The organism is Kitasatospora cathayae (assembly GCF_027627435.1).
Lineage (GTDB): Bacteria > Actinomycetota > Actinomycetes > Streptomycetales > Streptomycetaceae > Kitasatospora > Kitasatospora cathayae.
Map to the genome: position 1 here is coordinate 8,214,579 of NZ_CP115450.1, position 13,610 is coordinate 8,228,188.

The 13,610-nt window shown below is 74.0% G+C and carries 11 protein-coding genes; 5 read left to right on the plus strand and 6 right to left on the minus strand.

Annotated elements, in window-relative coordinates; all coding sequences use genetic code 11:
• Positions 1-76 precede the first annotated feature (76 nt).
• The 3 genes from O1G21_RS36720 to O1G21_RS36730 all read right to left on the minus strand — a co-directional run bounded on the left by O1G21_RS36720 (position 77) and on the right by O1G21_RS36730 (position 3,944).
• On the minus strand, positions 77-2,443 hold the full coding sequence (locus O1G21_RS36720) for an FHA domain-containing protein (protein WP_270149899.1): 2,367 nt from the start codon (positions 2,441-2,443) through the stop codon (positions 77-79).
• 173 nt (positions 2,444-2,616) lie between these two features.
• Positions 2,617-3,366 carry a hypothetical protein gene (locus O1G21_RS36725; protein ID WP_270149901.1) on the minus strand — a complete coding sequence of 250 codons (750 nt, stop codon included), beginning with the start codon at positions 3,364-3,366 and terminating at the stop codon, positions 2,617-2,619.
• On the minus strand, positions 3,363-3,944 hold the full coding sequence (locus tag O1G21_RS36730; RefSeq protein ID WP_270149902.1) for an RNA polymerase sigma factor: 582 nt from the start codon (positions 3,942-3,944) through the stop codon (positions 3,363-3,365). Before O1G21_RS36730 ends, O1G21_RS36725 begins: the two co-directional genes overlap by 4 nt.
• 222 nt (positions 3,945-4,166) lie before the next feature.
• Between O1G21_RS36730 and O1G21_RS36735 the strand changes: the two genes are divergently transcribed.
• The 4 genes from O1G21_RS36735 to O1G21_RS36750 all read left to right on the plus strand — a co-directional run bounded on the left by O1G21_RS36735 (position 4,167) and on the right by O1G21_RS36750 (position 7,669).
• A complete protein-coding gene (locus O1G21_RS36735; RefSeq protein ID WP_270149904.1) occupies positions 4,167-4,970 on the plus strand; it encodes an SAM-dependent methyltransferase in 804 nt (267 codons plus the stop codon).
• 179 nt (positions 4,971-5,149) lie between these two features.
• Positions 5,150-6,127, plus strand: coding sequence for a hypothetical protein (locus tag O1G21_RS36740; RefSeq protein ID WP_270149906.1), 978 nt, complete (start codon positions 5,150-5,152; stop codon positions 6,125-6,127).
• A complete protein-coding gene (locus O1G21_RS36745; protein ID WP_270149907.1) occupies positions 6,120-6,908 on the plus strand; it encodes an SDR family NAD(P)-dependent oxidoreductase in 789 nt (262 codons plus the stop codon). Before O1G21_RS36740 ends, O1G21_RS36745 begins: the two co-directional genes overlap by 8 nt.
• A 17-nt stretch (positions 6,909-6,925) precedes the next feature.
• Positions 6,926-7,669 (plus strand): polysaccharide deacetylase family protein, encoded by a 744-nt coding sequence (locus O1G21_RS36750; RefSeq protein WP_270149908.1) that lies wholly within the window; start codon positions 6,926-6,928, stop codon positions 7,667-7,669.
• A 67-nt stretch (positions 7,670-7,736) separates the two neighbouring features.
• On the opposite strand, the gene O1G21_RS36755 is transcribed toward O1G21_RS36750, so the two are convergent.
• From O1G21_RS36755 to O1G21_RS36765, 3 genes are read right to left on the minus strand one after another with little or no spacing between them, the layout of a single operon-like run.
• A complete protein-coding gene (locus tag O1G21_RS36755) occupies positions 7,737-8,816 on the minus strand; it encodes a glycosyltransferase family protein (RefSeq protein ID WP_270149910.1) in 1,080 nt (359 codons plus the stop codon).
• 13 nt (positions 8,817-8,829) lie between these two features.
• Complete coding sequence (locus O1G21_RS36760; protein WP_270149912.1) at positions 8,830-9,774, minus strand: NAD-dependent epimerase/dehydratase family protein; 945 nt, start codon at positions 9,772-9,774, stop codon at positions 8,830-8,832.
• A 21-nt stretch (positions 9,775-9,795) separates the two neighbouring features.
• Complete coding sequence (locus O1G21_RS36765) at positions 9,796-10,920, minus strand: DegT/DnrJ/EryC1/StrS family aminotransferase (protein ID WP_270149914.1); 1,125 nt, start codon at positions 10,918-10,920, stop codon at positions 9,796-9,798.
• A gap of 388 nt (positions 10,921-11,308) precedes the next feature.
• On the opposite strand from O1G21_RS36765, the gene O1G21_RS36770 reads away from it, so the two are divergent.
• Entirely contained in the window at positions 11,309-13,522 is a 2,214-nt protein-coding gene (locus O1G21_RS36770) for an MMPL family transporter (protein WP_270149917.1), read from the plus strand.
• Positions 13,523-13,610: the final 88 nt, after the last annotated feature.

Below are 13,610 nucleotides of genomic sequence, written 5' to 3' on the forward strand. Positions count from 1 at the left end.
GTGCCGAGGGGCCGGGGCTGCGTGCGGCACTGTCACCGCAGGTCGGTTTCCACTCTACCGGCGGTGGCCGGGGCGGCTACTTGCGCATGATCGTCGGCTCGTGCCGCCGCAGCAGGGCGAGCACCGCCAGCCCGTACGCCAGCGCGAGGACGGGCAGCGCGACCATGCTGAGCAGCCAGCCGCCGCGCTCGTGGCGGAACATCGGGTCGGCGGTGATCGGGGTCGGGACGGTGAGGCGGCTGAGGTCGACCGTGCGGGCCATGGCGGACAGGCCCCACCGGGACGGGATCAGCCAGGCGAACTGCTCCAGTCCGGGCACGCCGTGCAGCTTGAGCATCAGGCCGCTGAAGACGACCTGGACGATCGCGAGGAGCACCAGCAGCGGCATCGTGGTCTCCTCCTTGTCGACGAACGCGGAGACCACCAGGCCCAGCGTCATCGAGGTGAAGGCGAGCAGTGCGATCGCGATGATCAGCTCGGGCACCTGGGGCATCAGCACGCCGGTGGTCACCGGCGGCGGGGCGTTCGGCCGTGGCTGTGCGGAGAGCGTCACCCCGGCCAGGCCGACCACGGTCAGCACCGCGGACTGGGCCACCGTGATCGTGCCGAGCACCACCACCTTCGAGACCAGGTACGCCGATCTGGACAGCCCGACCACGCGTTCCCGCCGGTAGATCGCGCGCTCCTTGACCACCTCGCGCACCGCGTTGGCCGAGCCGATCAGCACACCGCCGAGACAGAGCGTGAGCAGGCAGTTGATGGAGTTCTCGTCGGTGAGCCGCGAGCCGGCCATCACCCGGCACATCACGCCGATGATGAACGGCAGCGCGATCATCACGGTGAGGAACAGCCGGTCGGCGGCGAGCACCGCGGCGTACCGGCGCACCAGGGTGCCCAGCTGGGAGAGCCAGCTCTGCGGCTTCTCCCGGCCGATCACGGGAGCGGCCGACGCCGGTGGGTGCGCGGGGTGCGCCGCTTCGGCCGTCACGTACCGCCGGTACTGCGGCGAGGTGCGGAACCGCTGCTGGCAGACCCCCGCGGAGTCGCTCTCGAACGCCTCGAAGGCCTCCGGCCACTCCTCCTGGCCGAAGTACGCCAGCGCCTCGGTCGGCGGACCGTAGTAGGCCGTCCGGCCGCCGGGGGCGAGCACCAGCAGGCGGTCGCACACGTTGAGGCTCAGCACGCTGTGCGTCACCACGACCACGGTCCGGCCGTCGTCGGCCAGCCCGCGCAGCATGCGCATCACCGAGCGCTCCATGCCCGGATCCAGACCGGAGGTCGGCTCGTCGAGGAACAGCAGCGACGGCTTGGTGAGCAGTTCCAGGGCGATGCTGACCCGTTTGCGCTGGCCGCCGGAGAGGCTGGCGATCACCTGCTGGTCCCGCTCCTCCAGACCCAGTTCGTGGATCACCTCGGAGACCCGGGCCTCGCGCTCGTGCGGCGCGGTGTCGCCGGGGAAGCGCAGTTCGGCGGCGTAGGACAGGGCGCGGCGGACGGTCAGCTGGGTGTGCAGGATGTCGTCCTGGGGGACGAGGCCGATCCGGCGGCGCAACTCGGCGTAGTCGCGGTACAGGTCGCGCCCGTCGTACAGCACGGTGCCCTGGTCGGCGGGGCGCAGCCCGGTGAGCGCGTTGAGCAGGGTGGACTTGCCGGCGCCGCTGGGGCCGGCCACCGCGAGCAGCGCCTTCTCGGCGAGCGGGAAGCCGACGTCGTCCAGCAGCACCCGGTGGTCCGGGCCGACCCGCACCACCAGGTGCTGGACGTCCAGGGAGATCTCGCCGGTGTCGGTGTACTCGACCAAGCGGCCGTCGACCAGGCAGAGCGCGGAGTGGCCGATGCCGACGATGTCGGCCGGGCCGAGCGGGGCGCGGCGCACCGGGCGGCCGTTGAGGTAGGTGCCGTTGTGGCTGTCCAGGTCGACGATCTCGTGCCCGCCGCCCGGCAGTTCGCGCAGTTCGGCGTGGCGCCGGGAGACCAGCAGGTCGTCCAGGACCAGGTCGTTGTCCTGCGAGCGGCCGATCCGTACGGTGGCGCCGGGCAGTTCCAGGACCGAGCTCGGGCTGCGGAAGACGCCCGAGCTCTGCGGGACGAGTAGGGTCGGGCGCTCGTCGGGGGCGGGGCAGGGCAGGCCGGCGAAGATCGCGGACGGGCCGGTGGCCGGGTCGCCGAAGCGCAGGCTGGTGCCCGGGCCGACGTCCTCGCGGTCGACCCGCCGGCCCTGGTCGTAGGTGCCGTTGGTGCTGCCGACGTCCTCCAGCAGCCAGTGTCCCTCGGCCGTGCGCAGCACCGCGTGGTGCCAGGAGACCCGGGGGTCGTCCAGCACGATCTCGCTGGTCGGGTCGCGGCCGAGGTGGTAGGCCCGGGTCGGGTCGATCAGCCGGGAGTCGCGGTCGGTGACCAGGACGAGGGGCGGCGCGGTGGGTGCGCCTGGGCGCTCTCCCATGCAGCGCATTCTATCGTCGGGCCTCGCCCTCGTGCTGCGCGAACGGCCTTTCCGGATGGTCACATTGGACTGGACCACTGCCTCGACGCGGCACTACCGGGTGAGCTTCCGGGGCCGGCGCCCGGCTCGCGGCCCTCACCTGAACGTGGGACGGCAGGGCCGGCGGGACGCGCTCACCCCAACGGGTCCTCGCCGTCCTCCCGGTCCGCCCCGTCGAACGTCCACGGCAGGTCCCAGGAACACGCCGAGGTCGCCCCGGAGGTGAGCCCCCACGGACTCGGCACCTCCTGGGTCTCCTCGTCGTCCCCGCCCTGCAGCGGCAGCCGGTCGATCACCGCGACCAGCGCGGGCGGCAGCTGGGGCGCCAGCCCCCGGTGCACCCGGGAGAGGATTTCGCGCCGCACGTCCTCCGGCAGCAGCGGTCGTTTCACCCGCAACGTCCGTGGCCCGCGCGGGCGTTCGGCCGTCGACAGCTGTTCGGACCAGGCCCGCCAGTAGTCGGCGTCGTCGGTCTCGCCGAGCTTCAGATGGTGCAGGTGGAGGCAGTACGCGGCCGTCCCGCTGCCCGAGCCCGCCGCGAAGCGCCACCAGAACTCGGCGGCCTCCTCCCTGCCGGTGGCGTACAGCAGCGCGCCGAACACCTCCGCCCCCTCCGGCTGGATCCGGCGCGCGTTGACCAGCAGGTCCAGCCCCTGGGAGGCGCACGGCGCGCCCAGCACCAGGGCGACCACCAGGCCCAGTTCGAAGGCGGCTTGCTCGTGCTCCGAGGGCAGGTGGGCCGGCGCGGCGGTGAGCCGGGCCTGCCGCAGGGCCGCGATCCGCTCGGCGTGGGCGCGTTCGGGTCGGGGCACGTGGACTGCCGCGCGCCCCTCGTCGGTGGTGCACGCCCCGCCGACCGGCCCGGTCTTCTCGTCGGTGGTCACGACTCGCCCTCCCGGTCCGGTAGTTCGCCCACCCCGAGCCGGCGCGCCAGCCGCTCCCGGGCGTGCCGCAGATTGGAGTGCACCGTCGCCACCGGCCGTCCCAGATAGGCCGCGATCACCTTGGCGTGCAGGCCCAGCAGATAGCGCAGGATCACCACGTCCCGCTGGCGGTCCGGCAGTTCGAGGATCGCCGCGTACAGCCGGACCTCGTCCGCCTCACTGTGCAGCAGCCCGTCGGCGACCTGCTTGAACGCCCCGATCACGGCCGCGAAGGTGACCGCCTCCACCTCGACGGGCTCGTCGGCGGCCACCCAGTCCCCGACGTGCCGGTTCGCCAACCGCCAGGCGTACGCGGCCGGTTCCTCGAACCGCAGCACCTGCGGCCAGCAGCGGGCGAGATCCGCCTTGACCGCCTCGACCACCAGCGCGGCGTCGGCCTGGCTGCCTATCCTGGTCAACGCGAGGGCGTGCCAAGCGGGTTCGTGAGTCTCACAGAACGCGGCGTAGGTGAGGTCCAGGCGCAGGCCCTCCTCCACCAGCACCGCCGTCCGCGCGGGGGCACCCCTGTCGATCGTCATCGAGCCTGCTTTCCGTGGCCGTCGGCTGCGCGCCGGGCCACCCGAGGGTCGGGCTGTCCGCGCCCATCCTCATTCCATCGGCCCCGTCACTCCAGGGCGCACGGCAAATACAGATTGTCATTCCATGTGATGAGAGGGTGGTTTGGGCCTGGGGGAGAGGATTGGCCGCCGGATACGCTGGGCACGAGTCGGACGGTGTGCACGGGGCCGAGGGGGAGTCGGATGAGCCGCTACGACGGGGTCGACCTGCGGCTGAACGTGCCGCACTCGGCCCGGATGTACGACTACTACCTCGGCGGCTTCACCAACTTCGCCGCCGACCGCGAGGCCGCCGGCCACGTCCTCGCCTCCGCCTCCTGGGTGCGCGAGGCGGCCCGCGCCAACCGCGCCTTCATGCACCGCTCGACCCGCACCCTCGCCCGGGCGGGCATCGACCAGTTCCTCGACATCGGCACCGGCATCCCCACCTCGCCCAACCTCCACGAGGTCGCCCAGAGCATCCGGCCCCGCGCCCGGGTCGTCTACGCCGACAACGACCCGATCGTGCTCACCCACGCCCAGGCGCTGCTCACCAGCTCCCCCGAGGGACGCACCGCGTACGTCGAAGCCGACGTCACCGACCCCGGCGGCCTGCTCGCCGCACCCGGGCTGCACGGGACCATCGACCTCACCCGCCCGGTCGCCCTCTCCCTCAACGCCCTGCTCCACTTCGTCCCCGACGCCCGAGGCGCCTACGAGCTGGTCGAATTCCTCAAGTCCGTGCTCGCCCCCGGCAGCGCCCTGGTGATGACCCACATCACGCCAGACTTCGCCCCCGAGGAGGTCAGCCGCATCGTCGGCATCTACGAGGCCGCCGGCACCGCCCTCCAGGCCCGCACCCGGGCCGAGTTCGCCCGCTTCTTCGACGGCTGGACCCTCCTCGACCCCGGCGTCGTCCCCCTCCCGCACTGGCGGCCCGACCCCGACGAGCCCCCCGTCCCCGCCGCCGACGCGGCCGGCTACGCCGCCGTGGCGCTCCGCCCCTGACCCCGTCCACTCCCGCCGACCCGACCTCTCTCGTCCCGTGCGCGCACCCCACCGCCCCGGCCTCTCTCATCTCACCCGTCCAACCCCCGCCGCCCCAGCCCCTCCCCTCCCACCCATGCACCCCCGCCGCCCCGGCCCCAGACTGGTGGTGGACCGACGCCGCCCCGCGAGGGAGACGCATGCTGCTGGGACTCACCACCGCGCTGCTCGCCACCGTCTGCTTCGGCTTCGGGGCGGTGTTCCAGGCGCGCGGAGCGCGCTCGGCGCCGCGCACGGACCGGGTGCGGGCGGGGCTGCTGGCCGCGCTGCTGCGGTCCTGGCAGTTCATCCTCGGCACCGCCCTCGACATCCTCGGTTTCGTGCTGAGCATCGTCGCCCTGCGCAGCCTCCCGCTGTTCCTCGTGCAGGCCGTCACGAGTTCCAGCCTCGCCGTCACCGCGCTGGCCGCCGTCTGGCTGCTGGGGGCACGGCTGCGCCGGGGTGACGCCGCGGGCATCCTCGCGGTCGTCGTCGGCCTCAGCCTGCTGGCGCTGGGTTCCGGTCGGGAGGGCCGGGAGTACGCCCCGGAGGCGTTCCACTGGGCGCTGCTCGCCACCACCGTCGTGATGCTGCTGGCCACGCTGGTGCTGGTGCGCCGGGACGGCACCGCCATCGCGGCCGGTCTGGGCCTGCTCGCGGGCGTGGGCTTCGGGATCACCAGCCTGGCCGTGCGCGTGCTGGACGCGTCCGGCCTGGCCGCCGTCTTCACCGACCCGGCCGCCTACGCCCTGGTACTCGGCGGGCTGGGCGGCTATCTGGCGTACGCCCTCGCCCTCCAGCGCGGCACGGTGACGGCGGCGACCGCCGCCGGGACGGTGGCCGAGACCTTCGGTCCGGCCCTGGTGGGGGTGGTCTCACTGGGGGATTCCGCCCGCCCCGGGTTCGCCTGGTGCGCGCTGACCGGCTTCGCGGTCGCGGTGGGCGGAACGTTCCTGCTCTCGCGCTTCGGCGAACTGGAGGGCGAGTCCGCCGAACTGTCGGTCTCGTACGAGAGTGCCGAGCCCGCCCCGGTAGCCCGGACGGATCTGCCGTGCGAAGGTGACTTGCCGGACAAATCGGACGGTAGGACGCCCACGGAGCGGCAGGTGAGCGATGGCGGAGGACGCCGCGATGGCTGAGCGAGCCCGGGCGCGGTCCCGGCGGTCAGGGCCGAACGACCGCCCCGTCGTACTGATCACCGGCGCCTCCTCGGGCATCGGCCTCGCCACCGCCACCCGGCTGGCCGAAGCCGGCTGGCAGACCCTGCTCTCCGGCACCGACCGCACCCGCCTCGACGCCCTCGCCGACCGCACCGGCGGACGCGCCCTGCCCGAGGACCTGAGCAAACCGGACGGCCCCGCCCGCCTCGCCGAGGCCGCGCTCGCCGCCGCCGGCCGGGTGGACGCGCTGGTCGCCAGCGCCGGCCTCGGCTGGCGCGGCCCGTTCGCCGAGACCCCCTCCGACACCCTCGACCGGATGATCGAGGTCAACTTCGCTGCTCCGCTGCGCCTGGTCCGGATGCTGCTGCCCGGCATGCTGGAGCGCCGCCACGGCCGGATCGTGCTGCTCGGCTCGATGGCAGGTCAGGTCGGCGTGCGCGACGAGTCCGGCTACTCGGCCACCAAGGGCGGGCTGGCGATGTTCGCCGAGAGCCTCTGGTACGAACTGCGCGGCACCGGCGTCGGCGTGCGGCTCGTCCTGCCCGGCGCGGTGGACACCCCGTTCTTCGACCGTCGGGGCACCCCCTACCAGCGCGAACGCCCGCGCCCGGTCTCGGCGGAACGGGTCGCGGAGACCGTGGTCGCCACCATGACCACCGAGCGGGACCGCCTCTACGTCCCGCACTGGCTCGGCTTCCCGGCCCGGATCCACGGGGTCGCGCCCGGCGTGTTCCGCCGGATGGCCTCCCGCTTCGGGTGAGCCCTCGAAGGCTCCGGGTGAGCCGCACACCCGCGGCCGCGCTCGCCCTCGCGACGGGCGTCGAGTTCCTGCACCTCGCCCCGGCGGCGGTCCGCCTGCGGCCGCTGCGCCGCACCGTGGCCCGCCGCACCGCCGGGTACGGCACCACCCCGGGCCACCTCGCCCTCACCTTCGACGACGGCCCCGACCCGCGCAGCACCCCGTACGTCCTGGACGCCCTCGACGAACTCGGCGCCCGCGCCACCTTCTTCCTGCTCGGCGCGATGCTGGAACGCGCCCCCGGCCTCGGCCGCGAACTGGTGCTGCGCGGCCACGAGGTCGCCGTGCACGGCTGGCACCACCGGCCGCAGTGGTACCCGGCCCCGGCCCGCGACCTGCGCGAACTGCGCCGCGCCAGCGAGGCGGTGACCGACCTGTGCGGCACCCGCCCGCGCTGGTACCGCCCGCCGTACGGAGTGCTCACCGCCGGTCCGGCGCTGGCCGCCCGCCGCCTCGGCCTGCGCAGCGTGCTGTGGACCGCCTGGGGCCGCGACTGGACGGCCGAGGCCACCGGCGACTCCGTCTACGCGACCGCCCGCCCCGGCCTCACCGCCGGCGCCACCCTCCTCCTGCACGACTCGGACTGCGCCTCCGCCCCCGGCTCCTGGCGCGCCACCCTCGCCGCCCTCCCGCTGATTGCCGCCCACTGCCGGGCCCACGCCCTCACCCTCGGCCCGCTGCGCGACCACGCCGTGCCGCCCCTCGCCTCCGCCGCACGGTAGGGCGGAAGGTCGCCCCGGGCAGGGCCTGCCCGGCCTCGCGCGCCCGGCGAGATCCACCGGACCGGCCCTACCCCAACCCCACCCGCTCCAGCGCCGCCCCGAACCCCTTCTGCCAGGCCTCCGGAGCCGCGCCGAGCGAGGGTTCGGGCTCCGGCCGGCCGAGGGCGGCCAGCGCGTTGCGCACCACCTCGGGCGGCCGCGCGGTGGCGACGTCGGCGTGACCGAGCTCCAGCTCGTGCTGGAGGTTGTCCCGCCCGTGGCCCTGGACGACGTCGAGCAGCAGCAGCCGGCGCCCGAGCGCCCGGGCCTCGTTGCAGGTGTCGCCGGAGCTGGTGACGACCAGGTCGGCGGCGGCCATCAGGGCCGGGATCCGGTCGGTGTAGCCGAAGGGGTGCAGTCGTGGTTCCCGGCGGGCGGCCGCCCGCAGCCGCCGTTCCAGCTCCCGGTTGCGCCCGGCCACGGCGAGCACGTGCGGGCCGGCGGCGGCCAGCGAGGCGGCGGTGCGGGCGATCGGCCCGAGCCCCCAGGCGCCGGACATCAGCAGCACGCACGGGCCGTCCGGTGGCACGCCGAACTCGTCCCGGGCCTCGGCCCGGCCCGGCGGCCGGTAGAACGGCTGCCGCAGCGGGGCGGGCAGGACGGCGACCTCGGCGTCCGGCCGGTAGCGGCGCACGGCGCAGGCGGCGACCTCGGAGGTGACCAGGAACAGGTCCGTGCCCTGCTGCACCCAGAGCCGGTGCGGCGTCACGTCGGTGCAGAACACGAGGTGCCGGAAGCCGCGCCGCGGCAACCGGTTGACCGCCGAGGTGGCGGTGGCGAACACCGAGACCACCAGCTGCGGCCGCTGCGCCGCGACCAGCTCGCGCAGCGCCGGTACGAGCCGCCTGCGGGCCGCCGCGTCGGCGAGCAGCGCGATCCGCGCGCCCGGGCGCAGCGCCGAGAAGTGGAAGGCGTCGTAGACCCCGGGGAGGTCGAGCAGCCGGCGGAAGACGGCCTCGCCGGCGGCGCCGGAGTGCTGCCCGAGCAGGGCCATGGCGTCCACCGTGCAGGTGGTCCAGCCGCGTTCCCGCAGGGTGTCGGCGCAGGCCTGGGCCATCACGTCGTGGCCCTGGCCGAGCGAGCCGGAGACCAGCAGGGCGTGCGGCATCGGGCGGTCCCGGTCAGCCGGCGGTCGGGGTGCCGGCGGTGGCCCGGTACCAGTCGGCGTAGCGGCGCACGCCGTCGGCGAAGTTGGTCCGCGGCGACCAGCCGAGCAGTCGCTTGGCCTGGGCGGAGGAGATCCGCCGCCCGGTGTAGTCGGCCTTGCGGCCGTCGATGTGCTCGATGCTGATCGGCCCGAACAGCCGGTCGACGGTGTCGGCGATGTCGCGCACCGAGACGGCCGTGGAGCCCTGCAGGGCGAAGGTCCGGTCCTCGGCGGCGGGGGACAGGGCCCGGACGTGGGCGTCGGCGAGGTCCTCGACGTACACGAAGTTGCGGCTCTGCCGCCCGTCCCCGGCGATGGTGATCGGCCGTCCGGCGAGCGCCGCCTGGACGAACCGGGCGACGACCAGCTCGTCGCGCATCCGCGGACCGTACGGGATGCCGAAGCGCAGGATGGTGAAGTGCTGCTCGTACAGCTCGCGGTAGCTGTGCACCAGCATCTCGGCGGCCAGCTTGGTGGTCACGTACAGGTGCCCGCTGTGTTCCAGCTCGATCGGCACGTGTTCGTCCAACTCCTGTTCCTCGCCGTCGAGTTGCCCGTCGGCGATTGCGGCGCCGTAGACCCACACGGTGCTCGCCAGCACGGTGCGGCTGAGCCCGCCGCGCCGGGCGGCCTCCAGGACGGCCTCGGTGCCGTCGATGTTGGTCCGCACGGCCCCGACCGGGTCGGCGGAGACCTGTTCGACGTCGGCCATCGCGGCGAGGTGGTAGACGACCTCGCAGCCGGTCAGCGCGGAGGTCAGCGCCGGCAGGTCGAGGACGTCGATCCGGGCGTGTTCGGCATCGGGGTTGAGGTACTTGTCGGTGGTGTCCACGGCGAGGACCTCGTGACCGGCCGCGATCAGGTGGTCCACGACGTGTGAGCCGATGAACCCGCAGCCCCCGGTGACGGCTATCCGCACGGTCTTGCTCCCTTCGCTCCGCTACCCGGCCAGCCGCCGGTGCACGGCCGAGACGGCCTCGATCACCTGCTCGGTCTCGTCCTCGGTCATGTCGGAGTGCACCGGCAGGCAGATCTGCCGGGCGCAGACGTCCTCGGCCGCCGGCAGCGGCCCGCGCCGGTACGGGGCGAGGACCGGCTGCAGGTGCAGCGGCAGGTCGTAGACCTCGCCGGACAGCCGCACCCCGTGCTCCTCGGCCACCGCCCGCTTGAAGGCGGCACGGTCCACGCCGCGGGGGAGCAACGCCACGTACTTGTAGTAGTTGCCGCGGCAGCCGGGCGGTTCGAGCACCGGCTCCAGTCCGTCCAGTGCGGCCAGTGCCGTGTCGTACCGGCGGGCGACGGCCCGGCGGGTCTCGATGAACTCCTTGAGCCGGCGCAGGTGCACGGTGCCGACGGCCGCGTGCAGCTCGCTCATCCGCCAGGCGTAGCCGAGCCGGACGTGGTGGTTGGTGGTGAAGGAGCCCTTGCCCTGGTCGCGGAAGATCCGGGCCTCGTCACGCAGCTCCGGCGACTCGGTGAGGATCATCCCGCCCTCGCCGCTGGTGGTGACCTTGGTCGGGTAGAAGGAGAAGGCCCCGGCCAGGCCGAAGGTCCCGGCGGCGCGGCCGTCGTGGCTGCTGCCGTGGGCGTGCGCGGCGTCCTCGATCAGCGGGACGCCGTGCCGGTCGCAGAGCGCGCGCAGCGCGCCCACCTGCGGGGTGACCAGTCCACCGATGTGGACGAGTACGACGGCCGCGGTATCCGGGGTGAGGGCCGCCGCGAGGGTCTCGGGGGAGAGCGCGAGGGTGGCCGGGTCGACGTCGGCGAACACCGGACGGCCGCCCGCGTGGAGCACCGCGCCGGCCGTCGCGTAGAAGGTGACGGCGGGGACGACCACGTCCCGGCCGCGGACGTCGACGGTGCGCAGGATCACCTCCAGCGCCGCCGTGCCGCTGCTCACCGCGACGGCGTGCGAGGCGCCGTGCTCGGCGGCGAAGGCCTGCTCGAAGCGCTCGGTCCACGGGCCGAGGGTCAGGGCACCGGTGGTGAGCATCTCGGTCACCGCGTCGGCGACGGCCGCGCGGTCGTTCTCGTCGAACACGATGCGGGCGGCTGGAACGCCCATGGGGCACCTCCGGCGGCGGGCTGGGATCAGCACCGATCGGGACGGGTTAGCCCGAACCGGGTGGAAACGGTCGGGCCAGAGGTCCATCACGCTACTTCGCCCGGGCGGTCGCGGCCCGTCGTCACCTCCGCACGGGTGACCCGCCACTACTCCCGCCGCAGGCCACCGGGCCGCCCCCGGCTGCTCCCGGCGCAGGGCGTGCGCTCCGCCGCACGGAGGAGGGCCGTACTGCGTCCGCAGTACGCAAACTGCCTGCGCAGGGACGACGACGGAGCAGGGGTCGGCGATCGAGGATTGGTCATGCTGCGAGCGGACCGCCTTCGTGGATCCGCACCCGCACCCGTCCCCGTCGGCACCTGCTTCCCGATCCGAAGGAGTCCGTTCTCCCGTGGCAACGTTCCTCTACCGCCTGGGCCGAGGGGCCTTCGCCCGGCGCTGGCTGGTGGCCCTCCTGTGGGTCGCCGTGCTGGCGGTCGGCGGAGTCCTGGCGGCCAAGGCGCCCGCCGCACCCGACGACGGCTTCTCGATGCCCGGAACGGAGGCGCAGAAGGCCTTCGACCTGATGAACGAGCGCTTCCCCGGCGGCCACGCCGACGGCGCCTCGGCCCGCCTGGTGTTCGTCGCGCCCTCCGGCCAGAAGATCACCGCCGCGCCGAACCAGCAGATCGTGGAGAAGACGGTCGGCGAACTCGCCCACGGCGAGCAGGTCACCAGCGCGGTGGACCCGTTCAAGACGAAGGGCGCCGTCTCCAAGGACGGGACGACGGCCTACGCCACCGTCAGCTACTCCGCCAAGGCGGGGGAGGTGTCCAAGGGCGCCACCGACGCGCTCCAGCAGGCCGCCCAGCACGGACGCGACGCCGGGCTCAAGGTCGAGATCGGCGGCAACGCGCTGATGGCCAAGCCCGAGGCGGGCGGCAGCAGCGAGGCGATCGGCATGGCGCTGTCCGCGGTCGTCCTGATGATCACCTTCGGCTCGTTGGTCGCCGCCGGCCTGCCGCTGCTCACCGCCGTGATCGGCGTCGGCCTCGGCATGTCGCTGATCACCGCACTCGGCAGCACGCTCGGCCTCTCCTCGACCACCGGCACGCTGGCCATGATGCTCGGCCTCGCCGTCGGCATCGACTACGCCGTGTTCATCGTCTCCCGCTACCGGGCCGAGCTCTCCGAGGGCCGCACCCCGCAGGAGGCGGCCGGCCGGGCCGTCGGCACCGCCGGCTCCGCAGTGGTCTTCGCCGGGCTCACCGTGGTGATCGCCCTCGCCGGGCTCTCCGTGGTCGGCATCCCGATGCTCGCCAAGATGGGCATGGCCGCCGCCGGGACGGTCGTCATCGCCGTGCTGGTCGCGCTCACCCTGGTGCCCGCCCTACTCGGCTTCCTCGGCCGCAAGGTGCTGCCCCGCAAGGTCCGCAAGGCCGAGAAGGCCGGCGTCGCGGTCCAGCCGGCCGGGGCGAAGGAGAACGGCGGCGCCCGCTGGGCCCGGTTCGTGACCCGCCGCCCGCTCGCGGTGCTGCTGCTCGGCGTGGTCGGCCTCGGCGTGCTCGCCGCCCCCGCGCTCGACCTGCGGCTCGGCCTGCCCGGCGACGAGGCCAAGCCCACCTCCACCACCCAGCGCCGCGCCTACGACCTGCTGTCCGAGGGCTTCGGCCCCGGCTTCAACGGCCCGCTGACCGTCCTGGTGGACGTCAAGGGCACAGCGGACCCGAAGGCCGCCGCAGGCGAGGTCGCCAAGGCCGTCTCCGGCGTGCCCGGGGTGGCCACCGTGACGCCGCCGATGTTCAACAAGGCGGGGGACACCGCCCTGCTCAACGCCATCCCGGCCACCGGCCCGGCCGAGGCCGCGACCAAGGACCTGGTCCACACCATCCGCGGCCAGGCCGCCGGACTCAAGAAATCCACCGGGGCGACGGTCCTGGTCAGCGGTACGACGGCGATGAACATCGACGTCTCGCAGAAGCTCACCGACGCGCTGCTGCCCTACCTCGCGGTGGTCGTCGGCCTGGCGGTCCTGCTGCTGATGGTGGTCTTCCGCTCCGTCCTCGTCCCGCTCAAGGCCGCGCTCGGCTTCCTGCTCTCGGTGGCCGCCGCGCTCGGCGCGGTCGTCGCGGTCTTCCAGTGGGGCTGGCTGGCCAAGCTGATCGGCGTGGAGCAGACCGGCCCGGTGATGAGCATGATGCCGATCTTCATGATCGGCGTGGTCTTCGGCCTCGCGATGGACTACGAGGTGTTCCTGGTCACCCGGATCCGCGAGGGCTTCGTCCACGGCGAGCAGCCCGGCGAGGCCATCGTCACCGGCTTCCGACACAACGCCCGGGTGGTCACCGCGGCCGCCTTCATCATGATCGCCGTCTTCGCGGGCTTCATCGGGATGAGCGAGCCGATGATCAAGATGATGGGCCTGGGCCTCGCCGCCGCCGTCGCCTTCGACGCCTTCGTGGTCCGGATGACGATCGTCCCGGCCGTCCTCGCCCTGCTCGACCGCCGCGCCTGGTGGCTCCCGCGCTGGCTCGACCGGCTGATACCGGACGTCGACGTCGAGGGCAGCAAGCTGCACACCGCCGCCCCCGAACCGGCCCCGGCCCGGGAATCGGTCACCATCTAGACCCGGCACCACCGGCCCCGGCCCGAGCACTCCTCGGGCCGGGCCCGGCACCCCCAGGACCGGGCCGCCCACCACGGGCGTCCCGGTC